Raw genomic sequence first — 23508 nt, forward strand, 5'->3', positions numbered from 1 at the left:
ATAGTAACGGTTTTAAAAATGGTATGTTAGTAGTTATTACAACCCAAAGGCAGCTTTCACTTTATCTACGTAATCTAATTTTTCCCAAGTAAATAATTCCACGTCTACCGTTAAATCATCTCCATTTGGTTGCGAAAAAGTTTTAGTTACCGTTTCACTAATTCTTCCCATATGTCCGTAAGCAGCTGTTTCGCTATAGATTGGGTTTCTTAATTTTAAACGAGTTTCAATAGCAGATGGTCGCATGTCAAAAATTTCAGAAATCTTTTTAGCAATTTCACCGTCGGTCATGTTAAACGGACAAGTTCCGTACGTATCTACAAAAATTCCCATTGGCTCTACAACACCAATAGCATAACTTACTTGTACTAAAACTTCGTCACAAATTCCTGCAGCAACTAGGTTTTTAGCAATATGTCTTGTCGCATAGGCAGCACTTCTGTCTACTTTACTTGGATCTTTTCCTGAAAAAGCACCACCACCATGTGCACCTTTTCCTCCGTACGTATCTACAATAATTTTTCTTCCTGTAAGTCCGGTATCTCCATGAGGTCCTCCAATTACAAACTTCCCTGTTGGGTTAATATGGTATTTGATATCGTCATTAAAAAGCCCTTGTAAATTCTCAGGTAATTTTGCAACTACTCTCGGGATTAATATATCTACAATATCTTTTCTGATTTTCGCTAACATCGTATCGTCATCGACATCAAAATCATCATGCTGTGTAGAAACTACAATAGCGTCAATACGTTGTGGTACATTATCATCACTATATTCAATAGTAACCTGACTTTTAGAATCTGGTCTTAAATAGGTAATGTCTTTGTTTTCTCTTCGTAAGGCAGCAAGCTCAATTAATATTTTATGCGAAAGATCTAAAGCTAAAGGCATATAGTTTTCGGTCTCATTGGTTGCGTAACCAAACATCATTCCTTGATCTCCTGCTCCTTGCTCTTCTTTGCTAGCTCTGTCTACACCACGATTGATGTCTTCCGACTGTTCGTGAATGGCAGAGAAAACACCGCAAGAATTTCCGTCAAACATATATTCGCTTTTCGTGTAACCAATCTTGTTAATGGTATCACGAGCAATTTTTTGTACGTCCAAATAGGTGTTCGATTTTACTTCACCAGCAAGTACAACTTGTCCGGTAGTTACTAAGGTTTCACATGCAACTTTTGATTCGGAATCAAAGGCTAAAAAATGATCAATTAAAGCATCGCTTATTTGGTCTGCTACTTTATCTGGATGTCCTTCTGAAACACTTTCTGAAGTAAATAAATATGGCATAAATCCTAATTTTTAATTATAGTTTAATTATAAATTTGTTGGATTGCTTGGTCGCTAGAGAAGTGGATAACTTACTGCTTTAGCATTTTATTCCAAATTTAATTTGAGATCTTGTTATAGATACCTGAATTAATTTGAAGAGGTTGCAATCAGACAAATTTTTCCTCTTAATTTTATTACTGCAAAAGTAGAAAAATAAAACGGAATGGGTATCAATTTAACTTTTTTTAAGGAACTATTACTTTATAAGTCTTATTAACTCCTATGTTCTGTGCTGTTCAAAGGAATAACCATGATGTTACAATAGAAATAGTTTTTCTGTTTTTGAAGATTTGAACATCGAAAAAATAACTCTATTAAAATATTGATAATCAACACGTTGAACAGGTATGTTTTGAAATGAGTTTAATTTTGTATCCTGTATCGGAAAAAATATAAAGAGAAATTAAACTAACTTAGAGCCTAAATAATAAGGTGTTAAAGTAAAATTCGAGATATGAAAGGTAGAAAGCTTTTAATGATTCCAGGACCAATAGAATTCGAACCAGAAGTTTTAAGGGCAATGAGTGCAGTGACTACAAGTCACGTAGCGCCAAGTTTTATTAATAGTTTTGGTAATGCATTAGATCTTATGCAAAAGGTTTGGTTAGCTCCAAACGGGCAACCTTTTGTAGTAGCAGGAAGTGGTACTTTAGCTATGGATATGGCGGTTGCCAATTTGGTGGAAACTGGCGATAATGTGTTGGTGGTTTCTACAGGTTATTTTGGGAAACGGTATCAAGATATTCTAGAACGTTATCAAACGAATGTGACTTTTTTGGATGCTCCTGTTGGAGAGATTCCTAGTTTGGAAAGTATAGAAAATGCATTAAAAAGCAAAGCATATAAATTAGTAACCATGACACATGTAGATACATCTACTGGAGTTTTGGTCCGTCCGAAAGAAATTGCTGCACTAGCAAAAAAGTATAACGCTTTAAGTATTTTAGATGGTGTTTGTTCGGTTGCAGGTGAAGAAATAAAACAAGAGGAATGGGGAATCGATGTGGTGTTAACGGCTTCTCAAAAAGCCGTTGGCGTGCCTCCAGGATTAGCATTGTTAGTGGCTTCATCAAAAGCGATGCAAACTTGGGAGCATAGAAAAACACTAGTGCCTAATTATTATGCCGATTGGAAAAACTGGTTGCCAATTATGAAAGCATACCAAGGGAGAAAACCTTCTTATTTTGGAACACCGCCTGTGAATTTAATCATGGCTTTAGAAACTAGTTTAAAAATAATTCATGAAGAAGGCATTGCAATAAGAGTCCAAAAACACCAACAATTAGCAAATGCTTTTCGGGAAGCTATAACCGCTTTAGGTTTAAATATTTTACCTTCAAAAAAGGAAGATGCAGCAAATACCTTAACGGCAATTTATTATCCATCTGGAGTAGAGGCTGGGGAGTTTTTAAAGCAACTTTCCAAATTAGATGTTATTGTTGCTGGTGGATTATTACCGGAATTAAAAACGAAATATTTTAGAGTCGGCCACATGGGAGCAGTTACTTCTATTGATATTATTAGTACCTTGAGTGCTATAGAATTTGCATTAGTAAAGTGTGGTTTTACATTCGAATCCGGAATTGGATTAAGTACTTTTCAAAAGATTCTTAATAAAGAGATAGAATAAAAACGGAATGCCTAATTCAAAAATAAATAGTGCTTTTTAAAAATAAAGGGTAGGATATTAAAAAGAGTTTTATACATTTATACCATCCTATGAAAAAACAATTAGTAAATAGTATTTCCATTATTCGCATCGTGATTATTTCACGAAGCCACGGAATGCTATAAATAATTATACATAAAAATATATTTTAAGCCTTCCGTAATCGGAAGGCTTTTTTTATGCCTATAAAGTAAATTAGGATATGCTGTAATCTTCAAGTGTAAAGCTTGGGTAATTTTAATTTCTTTTCAAACAAGAAAGTAGCACCGAATACAGCGAGAAATAATAAAAAAAATAAACATTTGAGTGTCATATTTATACGAATATAAGTAATTGATAATCAATAAATTAACTATTAATTTTTAACATTGGGTTTAGCCGGATAAAACGAATGATATTAAAAAAAGCCCGCTAAACCACTAATTTAGTTCTAGCAAATACAATTTGCCTTAAAATATGAGTCAATTAAACAAATACAGTAAAACAGTTACACAAGACCCAACACAACCGGCTGCACAAGCAATGTTGCACGCAATTGGGTTAACAAAAGAAGATTTTTTTAAACCTATTGTAGGAATAGCAAGTACAGGTTACGAAGGTAATCCTTGTAATATGCACTTAAATGATCTTGCAAAACTGGTGAAACAAGGAACCAAAAATGAAGATGTCATCGGACTAATTTTTAACACCATTGGTGTTAGTGATGGTATTTCTATGGGAACTCCAGGGATGCGTTATTCTTTGCCTTCTCGTGATATTATTGCAGATTCTATGGAAACCGTTGTGCAAGCAATGAGTTATGATGGTTTAGTTACCGTTGTAGGTTGTGATAAAAATATGCCTGGTGCATTAATCGCAATGATTCGTTTAGATAGACCATCTATTTTGGTGTATGGAGGAACTATCGATTCTGGTTGCCATAACGGAAAAAAACTAGATGTCGTTTCTGCATTCGAAGCATGGGGAAGTAAAGTTGCTGGTACTATGGATGAAACAGAATACCAAAGCATTGTTGAAAAAGCATGTCCAGGAGCTGGAGCTTGTGGTGGAATGTATACCGCAAATACCATGGCTTCTGCTATTGAAGCTTTAGGGATGACCTTGCCTTTTAATTCTTCCAATCCTGCATTAAGTGATGCGAAACAAGAAGAATCGGTAAAAGCTGGTGAAGCCTTAAGATTGTTATTAGAGAAAGATATAAAGCCTTCCGATATAATTACTAGAAAATCACTAGAAAATGCTGTGCGATTAGTGACTATCTTAGGAGGTTCTACAAACGCAGTATTACACTTTTTAGCGATTGCAAGAGCTGCTCAAATAGATTTTACACTAAAAGATTTTCAGAAAATAAGTGATACTACGCCGTTTTTAGCGGATTTAAAACCTAGTGGGAAATATTTAATGGAAGACGTTCACGCTGTTGGCGGAATTCCTGCAGTACTAAAATATCTTTTGAAAAAAGGATTAATTCATGGGGATTGTTTAACCGTTACCGGAAAAACAATAGCGGAGAATTTATTAGATGTTGCCGATTTAACCGAAGGACAAGACGTTATCAAACCTATTGAAAATCCTATTAAGATTTCTGGACACTTAAGAATGTTGTATGGAAACTTAGCAACCGAAGGTTCTGTAGCAAAAATAACAGGGAAAGAAGGTTTGAAATTTCAAGGAAAAGCAAAAGTATTTGAAGGAGAGTATGCCGCTAATGATGGAATAAGAGATGGTAAAGTAGGTAAAGGAGATGTAGTCGTTATTAGATACGAAGGACCAAAAGGAGGACCGGGAATGCCAGAAATGCTAAAACCAACTGCTGCAATTATGGGAGCAGGTTTAGGTAAAGATGTTGCATTAATTACAGATGGTCGTTTCTCTGGAGGGACACACGGTTTTGTAGTTGGTCACATTACTCCAGAAGCACAAGAAGGTGGAAACCTAGCGCTTGTAAAAGATGGCGATGTAATTACTATTGATGCAGAAACAAATAGTATTGTTTTAGAAGTCTCTGAAGTAGAATTACAAGAAAGAAGAAAAACATGGAAAGCACCAGATTTAAAATTTGAACGTGGTGTTCTTTATAAATATGCTAAAACAGTATCGTCTGCATCCAAAGGATGTGTGACAGATGAGTTCTAAAAAGTTAAAACAAATGTCACCTCAAGCATAGCCGAGAGGTCTCACAAGAAATATAATAATCCTAACAAGATTAATATGGATACAAAAACAATAAAAAAAGAAGTTAGCAACACGCAAACTACAGAACGTATTTCTGGTAGTGAAGCCATCATAAAATGTTTGTTAGCAGAAGGTGTAGATATCCTTTATGGTTATCCAGGAGGAGCTATAATGCCGGTTTACGACGAGCTTTATAAATACCAAGATCAAATTCATCACGTATTAACACGTCATGAACAAGGAGCAACACACGCTGCACAAGGGTATGCACGTATATCTGGAAAAGTGGGAGTTGCCATTGCAACCTCAGGACCAGGAGCTACCAATTTAATTACTGGTATTGCAGATGCCCAAATAGACAGTACACCAATGGTTTGTATTACTGGGCAAGTGTCTTCGCATTTATTGGGAAGTGATGCTTTTCAGGAAACAGATATTGTTGGTATTTCTACACCAGTTACCAAATGGAATTGTCAAATAACCAAAGCTTCACAAATTCCGGAAGCGATGGCTAAAGCTTTTTATATTGCAAAAAGTGGTCGTCCAGGTCCCGTTTTAGTAGATATTACTAAAGATGCGCAGTTTGAAGAATTCGATTTTAAATATGAAAAATGTAAAGGCGTAAGAAGTTATAATCCGATTCCTAAATTAGATCCAACTTCGGTTGCAGCTGCTGCAAAACTTATTAATGCAGCTAAAAAACCAATGATAGTTTGGGGACAAGGTGTTTCTTTAGGTCAGGCAGAAGCGCAATTTAAAGCAGTAGTTGAAAAAGCAGGAATTCCTTCCGCTTGGACTATTTTAGGTGCCGGAGCTATTCCAACATCGCATCCTTTAAATATTGGTATGGTCGGTATGCATGGTAATTATGCGCCAAATGTTTTAACCAATGATTGTGATGTGTTAATTGCCATCGGTATGCGTTTTGACGATCGTGTAACAGGAAGTTTATCGACATATGCAAAACAGGCAAAAGTGATTCATTTTGAAATTGATCCAGCCGAAATAGATAAAAACGTAAAAACGGAAGTAGCAGTTTTAGGGGATGCAAAAGAAAGTTTAGCTGCCTTATTACCGCTTTTAGAAGAAAAAACACATCCAGAATGGCATCAAAAATTTAAGGATTTATATGCTATTGAATATGAAAAAGTAATAAAAGACGATTTACATCCTACCAAGGAAGGATTAACCATGGCGGAGGTGTTAAAAGAAATTAATATCCAAACCAAAGGGGATGCTGCTATTGTTAGTGATGTTGGTCAGCATCAAATGATCGCTTGTCGTTATGCTAATTTCAACAAAACGAGAAGTAATATTACGTCTGGTGGATTAGGTACTATGGGCTTTGGTCTTCCTGCTGCAATTGGAGCAAAAATGGCAGCTCCAGAACGAGAAGTGATTTCAATTTCTGGGGATGGTGGTTACCAAATGACTATTCAAGAATTAGGAACCATTTTTCAGCAAAAAGTACCCGTTAAAATTGTAGTATTAAATAATGAGTTTTTAGGTATGGTTAGACAGTGGCAGCAATTGTTTTTTGAAAAGCGATATGCGTCTACCGAAATGACAAACCCAGATTTTGTTGCTATTGCAAAAGGTTATTCTATAGAAGCTCAAAAAGTAACAAAACGTGAAGAGCTTAAGGATGCAGTAGCAAAAATGATAAACACAGACGGACCTTATTTTTTAGAGGTTTGTGTAGAAAAAGAAGGAAATGTATTTCCTATGATACCAACAGGAGCGTCCGTTTCCGAAGTAAGATTAGAGTAATATGAGCACAGAAAAACAATTATTTACAGTTTCCATTTATACGGAAAACAATATAGGATTGTTGAATAGAATTTCAGCAATATTCCAAAGAAGACATATAAATATAGAGAGTTTAAATACGTCTCCTTCAGAAATTGATGGCGTTTCTAGATTTACTATTGTAGTAAATATGTCTGAAGATAATATCAAAAAAATTATTGGTCAGATAGAAAAACAAGTCGAGGTTATTAAAGCATATTACCATACCGAAGACGACATTATTTATCAAGAGTCTTGCATCTTTAAAATGAGATCGGGTTTATTGTTTGATGAACGCCAAATTCAGAATATCATTAAAGAAAGCAACGCTAGAATTGTAACCGTAAATCGCGACTTCTTTGTGATTGAAAAATCAGGTCGTAAAGAAGAAATCGAATTATTACATAGAGAATTAAGTGTTTTTGGGATCATGCAATTTACGCGTTCAGGACGTATTGCAGTTACTAAAGACGAAATGAAAATATCAACAATGCTACAAGCATTCCAACATTAAAACTAAAAAGAAATTAGAGAGTAGACTAAAGAAAATAGAAAACGTAAGGATGCATTTTGATGGTGTCTTTTATCTTTTTTCTTTCTTCTATTTTCTCAAAAAACAAAAACAATGTCAAATTACTTTAACACATTATCATTTAGAAATCAATTAGATCAATTAGGTAAATGTAGATTCATGGATGCTTCAGAGTTTGAAGATGGTGTAAATGCATTGAAAGGAAAGAAAATTGTAATTGTTGGTTGCGGAGCACAAGGTTTAAACCAAGGATTAAACATGAGAGATTCTGGTTTGGATATTTCCTACGCCTTAAGACAAGTTGCAATTGATGAGCAAAGAGATTCTTTTAAAAATGCATCAGGTAACGGATTTACAGTAGGTACGTACCAAGAGTTAATTCCGACTGCCGATTTAGTTTTAAACTTAACACCAGATAAGCAACATACCAACGTGGTAAAAGCGATAATGCCTTTAATGAAAAAAGGAGCAACATTAAGCTATTCTCACGGATTTAATATTGTAGAAGAAGGTACACAGGTAAGAGAAGATATCACAGTTATTATGGTCGCTCCAAAGTGTCCAGGTACAGAGGTGAGAGAAGAATATAAACGTGGATTTGGTGTGCCAACATTAATTGCTGTGCACCCAGAAAATGATCCGGAAAATAAAGGTTGGGCACAAGCAAAAGCGTATGCTGCTGCAACTGGTGGTCATCGTGCAGGAGTATTACAATCGTCTTTTATTGCGGAAGTGAAAAGTGATTTAATGGGAGAGCAAACTATTTTATGTGGTTTGTTACAAACAGGTGCGATTTTATCTTTTGATAAAATGGTGGCAGAAGGTGTAGAGCCTGGTTATGCTGGGAAATTAATTCAGTTTGGTTGGGAAACCATTACCGAAGCTTTAAAGCATGGTGGAATTACCAATATGATGGATCGTTTATCGAATCCAGCAAAAATAAAAGCATACCAATTATCGGAAGAATTAAAAGATATCATGCGTCCGCTATTTGAAAAGCATATGGACGATATTATTTCGGGTCATTTCTCAAAAACCATGATGGAAGATTGGGCAAATGATGATGTAAACCTTTTAAAATGGAGAGCTGCAACAGGTGAAACTGCTTTTGAAAAAACAGTATTAACACCAGATCATATTTCGGAGCAAGAATATTTTGATCATGGTACGTTATTAGTAGCATTTGTAAAATCAGGTGTGGAATTAGCTTACGAAACTATGGTGAGTGCAGGGATTATTGCAGATTCTGCATACTACGAATCGTTACACGAATTACCATTAATAGCAAATACCATCGCTAGAAAGAAATTATTTGAAATGAACCGAGTGATTTCAGATACTGCAGAATATGGTTGTTATTTATTTGACCATGCCTGTAAACCGTTATTAACAGATTTCATGAAAACGGTAGATACCGATATTATCGGGAAAAGCTTTTCTGCAACAACAGGAGTGGATAATATTGAATTAATTGCAGTGAATGATGCGATTAGAAATCATCCAATCGAAGCAGTTGGAAAACGTTTAAGAGCGGCAATGACTGCAATGAAAATAATAAAATCAGATGTAAAAACGGAAGATTCTGTTTTAGCATAAGAAAGAGATAAATATCCTGCAAGGTTTCAAAAACCTTGTAGGTATTAAAAAATAAGATTCCCACGCTCGTGGGAAGTAAACATGGAAGAAACCAAAACAACATACAGGCCAACTCTAGAAGCTATAGAAGCTGCTGCTATAAAATTAAAAGGCATCGCAACAGTGACACCTTTAATTAAAAACGCACGTTATTCTAAGCATTTCGGAGCTAATATTTTTTTTAAAAGAGAGGATTTACAAGAAGTACGCTCGTACAAAATTCGTGGGTCTTATAATAAAATCTCTTCTTTGAGTGCTACGCAAATAGAGAATGAAATTGTATGTGCAAGTGCCGGAAATCATGCACAAGGTGTGGCTATTTCGTGTAAACTTCTAAAGATTAAAGGAACCATATTTATGCCTTCTCCTACACCAAATCAAAAGGTGGAACAGGTTAAAATGTTTGGAGAAGACTATGTAGATGTTGTTTTAGTTGGCGATACTTTTGACGATGCTTATCATGCTGCAATGAAACAATGCGAAGCGCTAAATAAAACGTTTATTCATCCTTTTAATGATGAAAAAGTGATTGAAGGGCAGGCAACAGTTGGTTTAGAAATTATCGATCAAGCCAAAGAGCATCCAATTCATTATGTTTTTGTACCGGTTGGTGGTGGCGGATTAGCAGCAGGTTTATCTTCTGTTTTTAAAATTCTATCTCCACAAACAAAAATTATTAGTGTAGAACCAAAAGGCGCGCCAGCAATGTTGACTTCTATTAGAAATAATAGAAATACCGAATTAAAGACTATAGATAGTTTTGTCGATGGTGCAGCGGTGAAACGTGTTGGTGATTTAAATTTCGCAATATGTAAAGAAACCTTGCATCGCGTGGTTACCGTAGATGAAGGTAAAGTGTGTCAAACTATTTTAGATTTATATAATAAAGATGCTATTATTGTAGAACCTGCAGGGGCTTTAAGCCTTTCTGCTTTAGAGCAGTTTTCCGAAGAAATAAAAGGAAAAAATGTAGTCTGCGTAATTAGCGGAAGTAATAACGATATCACACGTACTGCCGAAATTAAGGAACGTGCATTATTATATGCTAATCTAAAACATTATTTTATTGTGAAGTTTCCACAACGTTCGGGAGCTTTAAGAGATTTTGTAGTAGACATTCTTGGTCCAAACGATGATATTACCCATTTTGAATACACTAAAAAAGCAAACCGTGAAAATGACGTCGCTGTGGTAGGATTGGAGCTAAAATCACATTCCGATTTGGAACCTTTAATTACCAAAATGAAACTTCATAATTTCTATGGAGATTACCTAAATGATAAACCAGATTTATTTCAATTCTTAGTTTAAATAAAAACACATAATGAGCATTCCAAAAGCGTATCAAATACAAGAAGTTTTAAACCAAAAAACCTATTTAGTAGCAGGAGAATTGAAACCATGGAAAGGAGAAACATCACAGGTGTTTTCTACCATTTCTTCCACAGAAGATTACAAACCTACTTTGCTAGGAAGTATTCCTACTTTAGGCGAAAAAGAAGCCTTGGAAGCTCTAGATGCAGCTTGCGTTGCGTATAATAAAGGACAAGGTTTATGGCCAACCATGAAAGTGGTAGATCGTATTGCTTGCATGGAAAAGTTTGTCGCTCAAATGAAAACCAAGCGAGAAGAAATCGTGAAGTTACTAATGTGGGAGATTGGTAAAAACTTACCAGATTCTCAAAAGGAATTTGATAGAACCGTAGAATACATTTACGATACTATTGAAGATTATAAACAAATGGATCGCGATAGCGCGAAGTTTGAAAAAAATGCAGGTGTCAACGCGCATATTCGTCGTGGACCTTTAGGTGTAGTTTTGTGTTTAGGACCATATAATTATCCTTTAAATGAAACGTTTGCCTTGTTAATTCCTGCTTTAATTATGGGGAATACAGCCATTTTTAAACCAGCAAAACACGGGGTTTTATTAATTTCACCATTATTGGAGGCTTTTCAAACTAGCTTTCCAAAAGGGGTTGTTAATATTATTTATGGAAGAGGAAGAACCGTTGCAACGCCAATCATGCAATCTGGTAAAGTTGATGTTCTGGCTTTGATAGGAAATAGTAAATCGGCAAATGCATTACAAAATCAGCATCCAAAAAGTAATAGACTTCGTTTGGTTTTAGGTTTAGAAGCTAAAAACCCAGCAATCGTTTTAAAAGATGCCGATTTAGATTTAGCAATAGACGAATGTATTGCAGGTGCAACTTCCTTTAACGGACAACGTTGTACGGCATTAAAAGTTTTATATGTGCATGAAGATATTGTGGAAGAATTCAATAAGCGATTCTCAGCAAAAGTTGATGCGCTTAAATTTGGTAATCCTTGGGAAGATGGCGCTAAATTAACACCATTACCAGAACCAGGTAAACCAGCGTATATTCAAGAATTGATTGATGATGCTACTGCAAAAGGAGCAAAAATCATTAATGCAAAAGGAGGAGAAACTACCGATAATTATATTTTTCCAGCAGTTTTATATCCAGTGTCAAAAGACATGCGTGTTTTTCAAGAAGAGCAATTCGGACCAGTAATTCCAGTGGTTCCTTTTAGTGATATTGAAGAGCCTTTGGATGATATGGCTGCTTCCAATTACGGACAACAAGTAAGTTTGTTTGGTCAGGATGTAAAAACTTTGGCGCCTTTAATAGATACCTTAGTAAACTTAGTGTGTCGTGTTAATTTAAACAGTTCTTGTCAGCGTGGACCAGACGTATATCCGTTTACAGGACGTAAAGATTCTGCAGTTGCAACGTTAAGTGTGCATGATGCATTACGATCTTTTTCTATACGAACTTTTGTAGCTTCTAAAGACAACGAGTATAACAATGCTATTTTAAAAGAATTGTTAGATTCTAGAGCTTCTAATTTTGTGAGTACAGATTATATTTTATAATTTTTTAAAGCGGTAAAGCCTAATAATGAGATTTGTATAATTATTAGGCTTCAAAATAATGATTTCATAATAATTCAGATAAAATGAATATTTTGTTAGTTCGTATCAAATTAATTTATAGCTTTACATTATGTTTAATACAATAAATAAAAACGAAAGACCCACAAGTTTGCCAATGCGCAGACGACGTCGCTAATACGTATACTTCAAGTTATTTAGTTAACCGTTTTTTATTTTTTTTACTTTGAACAATCCATCACAAATATTTACTTTTTTAAATCCAGTTATTAGAAATAATAACAGATTAGACATACGTCCAATTTTTCGTCGTCGCCCTTAGGGTGTACTTCTATTTATAGAACTAAGGTGAGTCCGGTTCTACTTTCAGAGAAAAACAAAATCAACCTATTTATAATTTAAAATCAATTACAATGGAAATTGTTATTGCGAATAAATCACATAGTATCTATGCAGATATTATTTGTAACACTATTGCAGATGCGGCCCAAGTTAGAGGGACTGGTATTGCAAAACGAAAACCAGAATACATCATTACCAAAATGGAGAATGGTAATGCTGTAATCGCTTTAGAGGACGAAAATTTTGCAGGTTTTTGCTATATCGAACAATGGGGACATGGCAAGTTTGTAGCCAATTCTGGGTTAATTGTACACCCAGATTTTAGAAATATAGGATTAGCTAAAAAGATTAAACAGAAAATATTCGAACATTCTAGAACCAAGTTTCCAGACGCAAAAGTGTTTAGTATTACTACAGGTTTAGCGGTGATGAAAATGAATAGTGATTTAGGGTATAAACCGGTTACGTTTTCCGAATTAACAGATGATCAATCCTTTTGGAATGGTTGTCAGACCTGCAAAAATTTTGATGTGTTAACAAGAACCGAACAGAAAATGTGCTTGTGTACAGGTATGTTGTATGATCCTTCAAAAAAGCAAGCAACAAAATCGGCAGCTAATAATCACGATAAAAAAGTATGGACCAGATTGAAAAATATTAAGCAATCCATGTTCCTTAAAAAAGAAAAGAAAGATGAGTAAAAAATTAGTCATAGCATATAGTGGTGGATTAGATACATCCTATTGCGCAGTAAGTTTAAGTAAAGCAGGATATGATGTACATGCGGTTAGTGTAAATACTGGTGGTTTTTCGGAAGAAGAAATAAAAACCATTGAAGCCAATGCCTACAAAATGGGCGTTTCTACCTATAAAAACATCGACGCTATTGCATCGTATTATGATAAAGTGATTAAGTATTTAATCTTCGGAAATGTACTTAAAAACAATACTTATCCTTTGTCTGTAAGCGCAGAACGAATTATTCAAGCCATCGAAATTATTGAATATGCAAAAAGTATTGATGCCGAATATATCGCACACGGAAGCACAGGAGCAGGAAATGATCAAGTACGTTTTGATATGATTTTTCAAACCTTAGCACCACATATTGAAATTATCACGCCAATTAGAGATGGAAGTTTAACTAGGCAACAAGAGATTGATTATCTTAAGGAAAACGGTATTGAAGCATCTTGGGAAAAGGCAAAGTATTCTGTTAATAAAGGGCTTTGGGGAACCAGTGTTGGTGGTGAAGAAACATTAACATCAGACAAGCCATTACCTGAAACCGCTTATCCTTCGCAATTAAAACATGCGGAAGAAGAAAAGGTGACATTAACTTTTTTAAAAGGGGAATTGGTTGCTGTAAACGGAATTAAAAACAATCCGGAAATCAATATTGAAGTCCTAAATAATCTGGCTTCTGCCTACGCTATTGGTAGAGATATTCATGTAGGAGATACTATTGTAGGTATAAAAGGACGTGTTGGTTTTGAAGCTGCAGCTGCTTTGGTGATTATAAAAGCTCACCATTTATTAGAAAAGCACACCTTGACCAAATGGCAATTACAACACAAGGATTATATGTCTAATTTCTACGGCATGCATTTGCATGAAGGACAATATTTAGATCCTGTAATGCGTGACATGGAAGCTTTTTTACAAAGTAGTCAAGATAAAGTTTCGGGAGATGTTTTTGTAACGCTAAAACCTTATCACTTTACTGTAGACGGAATTTCTTCTAAGCACGATTTAATGCATGCAAAGTTTGGAAGTTATGGCGAAGAAAATAAAGGTTGGACTGCGGAAGAAGCTAAAGGTTTTATCAAAATAGTTGGTAACCAAAACAAAATATATCAACAAGTAAATAGCTAAATAGGATCTTGAAGGTTTTTAAAACCTTGCTGGTCTGAAGTAAGTTGAATTAAAAAGATTCCCACTTTCGTGGGAAATAGATATGAAAAAATTAGAAATAGGAATCATTGGAGGAGCAGGTTACACAGCAGGAGAATTGATTAGATTGTTGTTAAATCATTCCAAAGTAAATATCAATTTTATTTACAGTACTTCTAATGCTGGCAACAAAATAGCTAAAGTACACCAAGATTTAATTGGTAGTACAGATTTGGTATTTACCAATGCAATTAATCCAAAAATAGATGTGTTGTTTTTGTGTTTGGGTCATGGTAATTCTAAAGCGTTTTTAGAGGAAAACACCTTTTCTGCGGAAACTAAAATCATTGATTTAAGTAATGATTTTAGATTAACAAACGATGCCGTTTTTGAAGGTAAGACTTTTGTTTATGGATTGCCGGAATTGAATAAGGAAGCGATTAAAAAAGCGAATTACATTGCGAATCCAGGTTGTTTTGCAACCGCGATTCAGTTAGCATTATTGCCTTTAGCGAAAGTCGAAGTTTTACAAAGCGATGTACATGTGAATGCGGTTACAGGAGCAACAGGAGCAGGGACGTCCTTATCCGCTACCACGCATTTTACGTGGCGAGATAATAATTTCTCACATTATAAAGCATTTACGCATCAGCATTTAGGAGAGATTAATCAGTCGGTAAAAATATTGCAATCTGATTTTAGTTCGGAGATCAACTTTATGCCAAATCGCGGTGATTTTTCTAGAGGAATTTTCGCAACCATGTACACAAAGTACAATGGAAGCTTGGAAGACGCAAAAGCATTGTATAACGCATTTTATAAAGATGCTGCATTTACTGTGGTTTCCGATGATGAGATTCATTTAAAACAAGTAGTTAATACCAATAAGTGCATCCTTCATTTACATAAACATGACGATAAATTATTGGTGACAAGTATCATTGATAATTTATTAAAAGGAGCTTCGGGACAAGCCATTCAAAATATGAACTTAATGTTTGGTTTTGAAGAAACAGAAGGTTTAAAATTGAAGGCGAATTACTTTTAAAAGTACTGCTGCTGCGTTAGCGATTGGAACGACATCCTTTTTTGGTGTCAGTTCGAGTGAATTTGTGAAGCATGAGCAAATTTGTATCGAGAACAAGACAAAAAAGATATAGTGGAAAGCGCGACCCTTATGGTAACGCCAAAAAAACAAATAAATATGTCACCTTGAGTACAGTCGAAAGGTCTTAGTAAAGAGAAAGTTTAATTAAAAAGATTTCCGTCTTCGCGGAAATGAAAACAAAAAGATCAAGCATGAAAATAGCAATTATAGGAACAGGAAACTTAGGGAAATCCATCGCAAAAGGATTGATAACCAACAATGCGATTACTACTTTGTATCTAACGAAAAGAAATCTAGAAGACATTCAAGAATTTGATGGGTATAAAAATGTGTATTTAACTACAGATAATGCGGAAGCTGTTGCAAAATCGGATATCTTAATTTTTGCTGTGCAACCAGCACATTTTGAAGGAATTTTAAAGGATATAAAAGATGATTTAACAGAAAAGCATGTTTTAATTTCAACCATTACTGGTTTCTTAATTCCTAAGATGGAAGAGATAGTTGGTGCAGATAAATTTATCATTCGAGCTATGCCAAATACAGCAATTGCGGTAGGTAAATCGATGACCTGTTTATGTAGTAATGAGCAAGGTGCAAAACGTCTTAAAATTGCCGAAGCTATTTTTAACCGATTAGGACATTCGTTGAGTATTCCTGAAAGTCAGATGCAAGCAGCAACCGTAGTATGTGCAAGTGGTGTTGCCTTTTGGATGCGTTTAATTAGAGCAACCACGCAAGCAGCTATTCAGTTAGGTTTTGATGCCAAAGAAGCACAAGAATTAGCCATGTATACTAGTGAAGGAGCTGCAAGTTTATTGATTACCAATGGGAATCATCCGGAGGAAGAAATCGACAGAGTAACTACGCCAAAAGGTTGTACGATTGAAGGTTTAAATGAAATGGAACATAAAGGATTGAGTTCTTCTTTAATACAAGGAATGATTGCTTCGTTTAACAAAATTAGCAACATTAAAAAAGAGCAGATGTAAAACTCCTGCAAGGTCTTTAATGCCTTGTAGGTTTGAGCTTAAAAATAAAATGATACCTACAAGGTTTTTGAAGACCTTGCAGGAAAAACAATAATAGTATGAGTTTATTTAATGTATATCCACTATTCGATATCACACCTGTAAAGGCTGAAGATGTTTTTGTTTATGATGAAAACAACACCAAATATTTAGATTTATATGGCGGACATGCTGTGATTTCTATCGGACATTCGCATCCAAAATATGTGGCTGCAATTTCAGAGCAAGTTGCTAAATTGGGTTTTTATAGTAATTCGATTCAGAATCCGTTACAAGTGCAATTGGCAAATAAATTAGAGCAATTATCCGGTTGTAAAAACTATGAATTGTTTTTGTGTAATTCTGGAGCGGAAGCGAACGAAAACGCATTAAAGTTAGCATCTTTTCATAACGGAAAGAAAAAGATGGTTGCTTTTAAAAACGGATTTCATGGTCGTACATCAGCAGCAGTTGCAGCAACCGATAATGCGAAGATTATTGCACCAATTAATGCGCAACAAGAGGTCGAGATTTTAGCATTAGGCGATTTAGAAGGAGTGGAAAAAGCATTAGCTAAAAACGATGTTTGTGCTGTAATTATTGAATGTATTCAAGGTGTTGGCGGATTGGACGAAAGTACCGCGGTGTTCTACGAAGGTGTAGATGCATTGTGCAAAAAATACAATACTTGTTTTATTGCAGATGAGGTACAATCTGGTTTTGGAAGAACTGGTGATTTTTTTGCATTTCAACAATATAACGTGACTCCAGATATTATTTCTATTGCCAAAGGCATGGGGAATGGTTTCCCGATTGGCGGGATTTTAATTCATCCAGATATTAAAGCGTCCTTTGGTTTATTAGGAACCACTTTTGGAGGAAATCACTTGGCATGTATCGCTTCTTTAACCGTTTTAGAAGTTATTGAAGAAGAAAAATTGATGCAGAATACAAAAGAGGTTTCTGCTTATTTTATAGAGAAAGCGAAAGCTATTTCTGAAATAAAAAATATTAAAGGACGTGGTTTGATGCTGGGATTGGAATTCGATTTTCCAATTGCAGCACTTCGGAAAAAGCTCATTTTTGATCATAAAATATTTACAGGAAGCGCAAAGAATCCTAATTTATTGCGAATTCTTCCGCCTTTAACTATCCAAAAAGAACATGTGGATTTGTTTTTTGAGGCTTTACAAAGTGAATTACAAAAGATAACAACTTAAACCTCTCGACTGCGCTCGAGGAGACATTCATACTGTCTGGTCGAGCGCAGTCGAGACCTATTATACATGAAAAAGTACACCAACATAAAAGACATATCCAATCTTCAAGATACCATTAGGGAAGCTATTTTATTAAAAATGAATCCTTTTGAATTCCAAGATTTAGGGAAAAACAAAACCTTGGTGATGTTGTTTTTTAATGCCAGTTTACGAACGCGATTAAGTACCGAAAAAGCGGCAAAAAACTTAGGAATGGAAGTCATGATTCTAAATGTGAATGATGCCTGGAATCTAGAATTCGAGGATGGCACCATCATGAATGCGAATACCTCAGAGCATATCAAGGAAGCTGCACAAGTAATATCGCAATATGCCGATATTATTGCTGTTAGAGCATTCCCAAGTTTAACGGATAAGCAAAAAGACGAAAGTGAATTTGTGATGAATAGCTTTGTGAAATACGCAACAGTACCAATAGTAAATATGGAAAGCGCAACAGCGCATCCTTTACAAGCCTTGGCAGATGCAATTACTATTACCGAATTATCTGAGAAACCAAAACCAAAAGTAGTCTTGTCTTGGGCGCCACATCCAAAAGCATTGCCGCAAGCAGTTGCGAATTCGTTTGTAGAAATGATGCAAAATATGGATGTCGATTTAATTATTACACATCCGGAAGGCTATGCGTTAAGTGAAGAAATTACCAAGAACACAACCATAAATTACAATCAAGAAGAAGCTTTAAAAGATGCCGATTTTGTGTATGTGAAGAACTGGAGTAGTTATAACGACTATGGAAAAGTGTTAAGTCAAGATGAAAATTGGATGATGACCAAAGAAAAACTAGGAAACGCAAAATTCATGCATTGTTTGCCAGTTAGAAGAAATGTAGTGGTGGAAGATGCTGTTTTAGATGGTGAAAATTCCGTGGTGATGCAGCAGGCTAATAATAGAACTTTTGCAGCGCAAATGGTGCTGAAGCAGATTTTGGAAGCATTGTAAAATTTGTCTGGTCGAGCGCAGTCGAGACCTAAATAACCTCTCGACTGCGCTCGAGGAGACAGAAAATTTAAGTATGAAAACACTAAAAGTCATAAAAATAGGAGGGAACATTATCGATAACGATGCTGCTTTACAACAGTTTCTAAAAGAATTTGCAACTATAGATGCTCCTAAAATCTTAGTGCATGGAGGTGGAAAATTAGCAACAAAACTAGCACAACAAATGCAAGTGGAAGTTAAAATGGTGGATGGAAGACGTATCACAGATCAAGAAACTTTAGATATTATCACCATGATGTATGCTGGAAAAATTAATAAAAATGTGGTTGCGCAATTGCAAGCTAATAATTGCAATGCGATTGGTTTTTCTGGAGCAGATGGAAACACGATTGTTTCAGATTTAAGACCATCAAAACCTATCGATTATGGTTTTGCTGGAGATGTTGTAAAAGTAAATACCGAAACTTTAGAAATCCTTTTAAATAATAATGTGACTCCTGTGTTTTGTGCGATAACGCATGATGAAAACGGACAATTATTAAATACCAATGCAGATACGATTGCTTCCGAATTAGCAATAGGATTCGCTTCCATTTATAACACCGAATTATATTATTGTTTCGAGAAAAATGGTGTTTTAGAAGATGTCGATAATGACGATTCTGTTATCGAAAATATCAACACAAAAAGCTATCCGTCACTAATCGAAAACGGAATTATTTATGAAGGCATGCTTCCAAAATTAAACAACTGTTTTCATGCGATAAACCATCAGGTACAAAAAGTTTGTATTGGTAAATCCGAAATGCTTTTCCACAAAAATAATAAACACACAACCATTACCAAATGATAGAAAAACTAACAACAAGAGCAATTCAGCTGTTAAAAACACTCATAGAAACGCAGTCCTTTTCTTCGGAAGAAGATCAAACTGCAGCACATATTGAGCAATGGTTTGTACAACAGGATATTCCTTTTAAAAGAACGAAACATAACGTTTGGGCAACGAATAAACATTTTGACGATAGCAAACCAACGCTATTGTTAAACTCGCATCACGATACGGTAAAACCAAATAATGGCTATACCAAAGATCCTTTTAAAGCGATTGTTGAGGATGGTAAATTATATGGTTTAGGTAGTAATGATGCTGGAGGTTGTTTGGTAAGTTTGCTGGCAACCTTTGCGTATTTTTATAACAGAGAAAACCTGAATTTTAATTTGGTGATTGTCGCTTCTGCGGAAGAAGAGAGTAGTGGTCCTGACGGATTAAATAGTATGCTGTCTGTGATTCCAAAAGTAGATGTCGCTATTGTTGGAGAGCCTACCTTGATGAATTTGGCTGTTGCCGAAAAAGGTTTGGTGGTTTTTGATGCAATCGTAAAAGGAACCCCAAGTCATGCTGCACATCCAAATGCCGATAATGCCATTTATAATACAATTTCGGTATTAGAATGGTTTAAAAATTACACCTTCGATAAAACCTCGGAAGCTTTAGGGGAAGTGAAATTAACGGTTACTCAAATTAGCGCAGGAAAACAGCATAATGCAGTTCCAGCAGATGTGAAGTTAGTAGTGGATGTTCGTGTAAACGATAAATATTCCAATCAAGAGATTGTCGATATTTTACAAAAGGAAGCGCCTTGTGATAGTATTATTCCGAGAAGTATAAAATTAAATTCGTCCTCTATTCCAATCGATCATCCATTGGTAATTGCAGGAATAGAAATTGGAAGAAGTACCTATGGTTCGCCAACCTTGTCCGATCAAGCAGTTTTAACTTGTCCGTCTTTAAAATTAGGACCAGGAGATAGTACAAGATCGCATTCTGCCGATGAGTTTATTTACGTGCATGAAATTGAAGAAGGTATTAAGATTTATATTGAATTATTAGAAAAAGTACTTTAATTGTACTGTCATTCCGCACTGGATGCGGAGTCCAAAAAATAGGTTTCTGTATTGGCAGGAATGAGAATGTTTAACTAAAAAAGAAAGCAGAGATTCCTGCTTTCGCAGGAATAAAATGAAACTCTGGGACAAAGGAATAAGTATCGATAAGAAAATAGAACAATTTACCGTTGGAAACGATAGAGAAATTGACATGCATATTGCGAAGTACGATGTTCAGGCATCCTTAGCGCATGCAATAATGTTGGAGTCCATTGGAATCATTTCTTCGGAAGAATTACAACAACTTAAAAATGGTTTACACGCTATTGCGGAAACCATAGAAAACGGAACCTTCGTTATTGAAGAATCGTTTGAAGATGTGCATTCTAAAATTGAATATGAACTGACTAAAACCTTAGGTGACGTTGGAAAGAAAATCCACACCGCACGTTCTAGAAACGATCAGGTTTTAGTAGCGCTTCAATTGTACTATAAAGAGAATTTAAAAGAAATTAACGCGAAAACAAAAACGTTTTTTGAAACACTTTTAGGTTTAGCAGAAACGCATAAAGAAGCTTTGCTTCCTGGTTACACGCATTTACAAGTGGCTATGCCATCCTCCTTCGGGTTATGGTTTTCTGCTTATGCTGAGGTTTTGATTGATGATGTGTATTTGCTAAATGCGGCCTTAAAAACTGTAGATCAAAATCCGTTAGGTTCTGCGGCTGGTTACGGAAGTTCTTTTCCTATTGATAGAGATTTAACTACACGGGAATTGGGTTTTTCGACTTTAAAATATAATGTGGTTGCAGCACAAATGAGTAGAGGAAAAAGCGAGCGTACCATTGCTTTAGCTTTAGGTAGTTTGTGTAATACCTTGGCGCGTTTTGCAATGGATATTTGTGTGTATAATAGTCAGAATTTTGGCTTCATCGCTTTTCCAGATGAATTAACTACAGGAAGTAGTATTATGCCACATAAAAAGAATCCAGATGTGTTTGAATTAATCCGTGGAAAAGCAAATAAAATACAAGCTTTACATACCGAAATGGTTTTAATCACGAACAATTTACCAAGTGGGTATCACAGAGATTTTCAACTATTAAAAGAAAATATCATTGCGGCAATTGAAGATGTAAAAGATTTGTTAGATATTTTTAATTATGCCATTCAGCAAGTCATCGTAAAGCATATCGATTTAAACGATTCGAAATACCAATACCTATTTACGGTAGATAATATTAATACCTTGGTTGTAGAAGGGATGCCGTTTAGAGAAGCTTATCAAAAAATTGGTGGTGAAGTGGAGAATGGGACCTATGTGCCAGATACTTCAAAAAAACATAGCCATGTTGGCAGTATTGGTAATTTGTGTTTGGATGGGATTAGAGGTAAATATCCAAAATAAAATGATTATTTCATCTGCGTAGGTTTTGAAATCTTGTAGCATGAATCTATAAAAAAAGCACCTTGAAAAAGGTGCTTTTTTTATTTCTAAGATTCCTGCTTTCGCAGGAATTTGTTAAACTCTAGGTAAATCACTATCATCTTTTAAAGGCAAACAAGATTCTCCCATTAAATAGGTGTCTATATGATAGGCTGCTTGTCTTCCTTCAGAAATAGCCCAAACAATTAACGATTGTCCGCGACGCATATCTCCAGCGGCAAAAACTCCTGGAACATTCGTTTTGTAATCTTTTGTTGTAGCTTCAATGTTGGTTCTAAAATCCATTTTTAAACCAAATTGGTCTGCTAGCGTTTTTTCAGCTCCTGTAAATCCAAGTGCTAATAATGCTAAGTCGCATTTCCATTCTTTTTCAGTATTTGGTACTTCTTTAAGTTGTGGTCTTTCTCCAGGTGTGAAAATCCATTCTACTTCTATGGTTTTCAATCCGGTTAAATTTCCTTTTTTGTCTCCAATAAATTCTTTGGTAGAAATACTAAAAAAACGTTCTACGCCTTCTTGGTGCGATGAAGTTGTTTTTAGCTTCATTGGCCAATATGGCCAAGGTTGGTTTGCTGGTCTACCTATAGAAGGTTTACTTAAGATTTCGAAATTAGTAACCGATTTTGCATGATGACGATTGGAAGTTCCAATACAATCACTTCCTGTATCTCCACCACCTATAACGATAACGTCTTTTCCTTTCGCAGAAATCACATCTTTAAAATCTATTAAACCATCTACATATTGATTGCTTAGTTTTAGAAAGTCCATCGCTTGCGTCACACCTTTTAAATCCGCTCCAGGTATAGGGATATTTCTTCTTACGGTTGCGCCACCACATAAAATAACCGCATCAAAATCGTCTTTTAATTTGTTAGCATCTATATTTTTACCAACATGTGCATTGGTTTTAAATATAATGCCTTCTTCTTCTAAAACAGCAACACGTCTGTCAATCACGGTTTTTTCCATTTTAAAATCTGGAATTCCGTATCGTAATAAACCACCAACTTTTTCGTCACGTTCAAAAACGGTAACGGTGTGTCCTGCGCGATTTAATTGTTGTGCAGCAGCTAATCCAGCAGGGCCAGAACCAATAACAGCAACTGTTTTTTCGGTTCTAACTTTTGGTGGATGTGCAACAATCCAACCTTCCTTAAAGGCCGTTTCTACAATGTTTTTTTCAATATTTTCTATGGTTACTGGGTCTTCATTTATACCTAATACACAAGCTTCTTCACAAGGTGCTGGGCATAATCTTCCGGTAAACTCTGGAAAGTTGTTGGTTTTATGTAAAATTTCAGCAGCTTCCTTCCATTTGCCTTTGTATACTTTATCATTAAAATCTGGAATTAAATTCCCTAGCGGACAACCACTTTGGCAAAAAGGAATACCGCAATCCATGCAACGTGCACCTTGATTTTCTAAGTGGTCTTCTTTTAAAGGAATCGTAAATTCTTTGTAATTCTCTATGCGTTTTTCTGGCGCTATATAACTTTCGTTTTCACGCTTAAATTCTAAAAATCCTGTTATTTTTCCCAT

18 protein-coding genes are annotated in these 23508 nt (G+C 35.3%); 16 read left to right on the forward strand and 2 right to left on the reverse strand.

Going from position 1 to position 23508, the window contains the following annotated elements; genetic code table 11:
- Nucleotides 1–36: 36 nt before the first annotated feature.
- Nucleotides 37–1293, reverse strand: a complete 1257-nt coding sequence (gene metK / locus FG167_RS08175) for a methionine adenosyltransferase (protein WP_203460918.1) — start codon at nucleotides 1291–1293, stop codon at nucleotides 37–39.
- Nucleotides 1294–1789: 496 nt separating this feature from the next.
- Between metK and FG167_RS08180 the strand changes: the two genes are divergently transcribed.
- The 16 genes from FG167_RS08180 (at nucleotide 1790) to argH (ending at nucleotide 21927) form a co-directional block, all read left to right on the forward strand.
- The gene (locus tag FG167_RS08180; RefSeq protein WP_203460919.1) at nucleotides 1790–2965 is read left to right on the forward strand and encodes an alanine--glyoxylate aminotransferase family protein; all 1176 of its coding nucleotides are present in this window, start codon (nucleotides 1790–1792) and stop codon (nucleotides 2963–2965) included.
- Between the two features lie 495 nt (nucleotides 2966–3460).
- Nucleotides 3461–5140 carry a dihydroxy-acid dehydratase gene (ilvD, locus tag FG167_RS08185; protein WP_203460920.1) on the forward strand — a complete coding sequence of 560 codons (1680 nt, stop codon included), beginning with the start codon at nucleotides 3461–3463 and terminating at the stop codon, nucleotides 5138–5140.
- A gap of 75 nt (nucleotides 5141–5215) precedes the next feature.
- Entirely contained in the window at nucleotides 5216–6949 is a 1734-nt protein-coding gene (gene ilvB / locus FG167_RS08190) for a biosynthetic-type acetolactate synthase large subunit (protein WP_203460921.1), read from the forward strand.
- Between the two features lies 1 nt (nucleotide 6950).
- On the forward strand, nucleotides 6951–7481 hold the full coding sequence (gene ilvN, locus FG167_RS08195) for an acetolactate synthase small subunit (protein WP_055443650.1): 531 nt from the start codon (nucleotides 6951–6953) through the stop codon (nucleotides 7479–7481).
- A 111-nt stretch (nucleotides 7482–7592) separates the two neighbouring features.
- Nucleotides 7593–9095 (forward strand): ketol-acid reductoisomerase, encoded by a 1503-nt coding sequence (ilvC, locus tag FG167_RS08200; protein WP_203460922.1) that lies wholly within the window; start codon nucleotides 7593–7595, stop codon nucleotides 9093–9095.
- Nucleotides 9096–9176: 81 nt separating this feature from the next.
- Nucleotides 9177–10445, forward strand: coding sequence for a threonine ammonia-lyase (ilvA, locus tag FG167_RS08205; protein WP_203460923.1), 1269 nt, complete (start codon nucleotides 9177–9179; stop codon nucleotides 10443–10445).
- 13 nt (nucleotides 10446–10458) lie between these two features.
- Complete coding sequence (locus FG167_RS08210; protein WP_203460924.1) at nucleotides 10459–12036, forward strand: NADP-dependent glyceraldehyde-3-phosphate dehydrogenase; 1578 nt, start codon at nucleotides 10459–10461, stop codon at nucleotides 12034–12036.
- Nucleotides 12037–12467: 431 nt separating this feature from the next.
- A complete protein-coding gene (locus FG167_RS08215; protein ID WP_203460925.1) occupies nucleotides 12468–13097 on the forward strand; it encodes a GNAT family N-acetyltransferase in 630 nt (209 codons plus the stop codon).
- Entirely contained in the window at nucleotides 13090–14271 is a 1182-nt protein-coding gene (locus FG167_RS08220) for an argininosuccinate synthase (RefSeq protein WP_203460926.1), read from the forward strand. Before FG167_RS08215 ends, FG167_RS08220 begins: the two co-directional genes overlap by 8 nt.
- Nucleotides 14272–14353: 82 nt before the next feature.
- The gene (gene argC / locus FG167_RS08225; RefSeq protein ID WP_203460927.1) at nucleotides 14354–15337 is read left to right on the forward strand and encodes an N-acetyl-gamma-glutamyl-phosphate reductase; all 984 of its coding nucleotides are present in this window, start codon (nucleotides 14354–14356) and stop codon (nucleotides 15335–15337) included.
- A gap of 251 nt (nucleotides 15338–15588) precedes the next feature.
- The gene (gene proC / locus FG167_RS08230; RefSeq protein WP_203460928.1) at nucleotides 15589–16389 is read left to right on the forward strand and encodes a pyrroline-5-carboxylate reductase; all 801 of its coding nucleotides are present in this window, start codon (nucleotides 15589–15591) and stop codon (nucleotides 16387–16389) included.
- A 98-nt stretch (nucleotides 16390–16487) separates the two neighbouring features.
- The gene (locus FG167_RS08235) at nucleotides 16488–17627 is read left to right on the forward strand and encodes an aspartate aminotransferase family protein (protein ID WP_203460929.1); all 1140 of its coding nucleotides are present in this window, start codon (nucleotides 16488–16490) and stop codon (nucleotides 17625–17627) included.
- Nucleotides 17628–17693: 66 nt separating this feature from the next.
- Complete coding sequence (locus FG167_RS08240; protein WP_203460930.1) at nucleotides 17694–18629, forward strand: N-acetylornithine carbamoyltransferase; 936 nt, start codon at nucleotides 17694–17696, stop codon at nucleotides 18627–18629.
- A 73-nt stretch (nucleotides 18630–18702) separates the two neighbouring features.
- Nucleotides 18703–19479 carry an acetylglutamate kinase gene (gene argB, locus FG167_RS08245; RefSeq protein ID WP_203460931.1) on the forward strand — a complete coding sequence of 259 codons (777 nt, stop codon included), beginning with the start codon at nucleotides 18703–18705 and terminating at the stop codon, nucleotides 19477–19479.
- Nucleotides 19476–20537: a M20 family metallo-hydrolase gene (locus FG167_RS08250; protein WP_203460932.1), complete on the forward strand. Its 1062-nt coding sequence runs from the start codon at nucleotides 19476–19478 to the stop codon at nucleotides 20535–20537. Before argB ends, FG167_RS08250 begins: the two co-directional genes overlap by 4 nt.
- A 115-nt stretch (nucleotides 20538–20652) precedes the next feature.
- Entirely contained in the window at nucleotides 20653–21927 is a 1275-nt protein-coding gene (gene argH, locus FG167_RS08255; RefSeq protein ID WP_203460933.1) for an argininosuccinate lyase, read from the forward strand.
- A 114-nt stretch (nucleotides 21928–22041) separates the two neighbouring features.
- On the opposite strand, the gene FG167_RS08260 is transcribed toward argH, so the two are convergent.
- The gene (locus tag FG167_RS08260; protein ID WP_203460934.1) at nucleotides 22042–23508 is read right to left on the reverse strand and encodes a glutamate synthase subunit beta; all 1467 of its coding nucleotides are present in this window, start codon (nucleotides 23506–23508) and stop codon (nucleotides 22042–22044) included.

This window comes from Lacinutrix sp. WUR7 (assembly GCF_016864015.1).
GTDB lineage: Bacteria > Bacteroidota > Bacteroidia > Flavobacteriales > Flavobacteriaceae > Oceanihabitans.

Bases quoted from the DNA above. Each gene is read 5' to 3' on its own strand.
- metK (WP_203460918.1), bottom strand. From the start codon at position 1,293: ATGCCATATTTATTTACTTCAGAAAGTGTTTCAGAAGGACATCCAGAT.
- FG167_RS08180 (WP_203460919.1), top strand. From the start codon at position 1,790: ATGAAAGGTAGAAAGCTTTTAATGATTCCAGGACCAATAGAATTCGAA.
- ilvD (WP_203460920.1), top strand. From the start codon at position 3,461: ATGAGTCAATTAAACAAATACAGTAAAACAGTTACACAAGACCCAACA.
- ilvB (WP_203460921.1), top strand. From the start codon at position 5,216: ATGGATACAAAAACAATAAAAAAAGAAGTTAGCAACACGCAAACTACA.
- ilvN (WP_055443650.1), top strand. From the start codon at position 6,951: ATGAGCACAGAAAAACAATTATTTACAGTTTCCATTTATACGGAAAAC.
- ilvC (WP_203460922.1), top strand. From the start codon at position 7,593: ATGTCAAATTACTTTAACACATTATCATTTAGAAATCAATTAGATCAA.
- ilvA (WP_203460923.1), top strand. From the start codon at position 9,177: ATGGAAGAAACCAAAACAACATACAGGCCAACTCTAGAAGCTATAGAA.
- FG167_RS08210 (WP_203460924.1), top strand. From the start codon at position 10,459: ATGAGCATTCCAAAAGCGTATCAAATACAAGAAGTTTTAAACCAAAAA.
- FG167_RS08215 (WP_203460925.1), top strand. From the start codon at position 12,468: ATGGAAATTGTTATTGCGAATAAATCACATAGTATCTATGCAGATATT.
- FG167_RS08220 (WP_203460926.1), top strand. From the start codon at position 13,090: ATGAGTAAAAAATTAGTCATAGCATATAGTGGTGGATTAGATACATCC.
- argC (WP_203460927.1), top strand. From the start codon at position 14,354: ATGAAAAAATTAGAAATAGGAATCATTGGAGGAGCAGGTTACACAGCA.
- proC (WP_203460928.1), top strand. From the start codon at position 15,589: ATGAAAATAGCAATTATAGGAACAGGAAACTTAGGGAAATCCATCGCA.
- FG167_RS08235 (WP_203460929.1), top strand. From the start codon at position 16,488: ATGAGTTTATTTAATGTATATCCACTATTCGATATCACACCTGTAAAG.
- FG167_RS08240 (WP_203460930.1), top strand. From the start codon at position 17,694: ATGAAAAAGTACACCAACATAAAAGACATATCCAATCTTCAAGATACC.
- argB (WP_203460931.1), top strand. From the start codon at position 18,703: ATGAAAACACTAAAAGTCATAAAAATAGGAGGGAACATTATCGATAAC.
- FG167_RS08250 (WP_203460932.1), top strand. From the start codon at position 19,476: ATGATAGAAAAACTAACAACAAGAGCAATTCAGCTGTTAAAAACACTC.
- argH (WP_203460933.1), top strand. From the start codon at position 20,653: ATGAAACTCTGGGACAAAGGAATAAGTATCGATAAGAAAATAGAACAA.
- FG167_RS08260 (WP_203460934.1), bottom strand. From the start codon at position 23,508: ATGGGAAAAATAACAGGATTTTTAGAATTTAAGCGTGAAAACGAAAGT.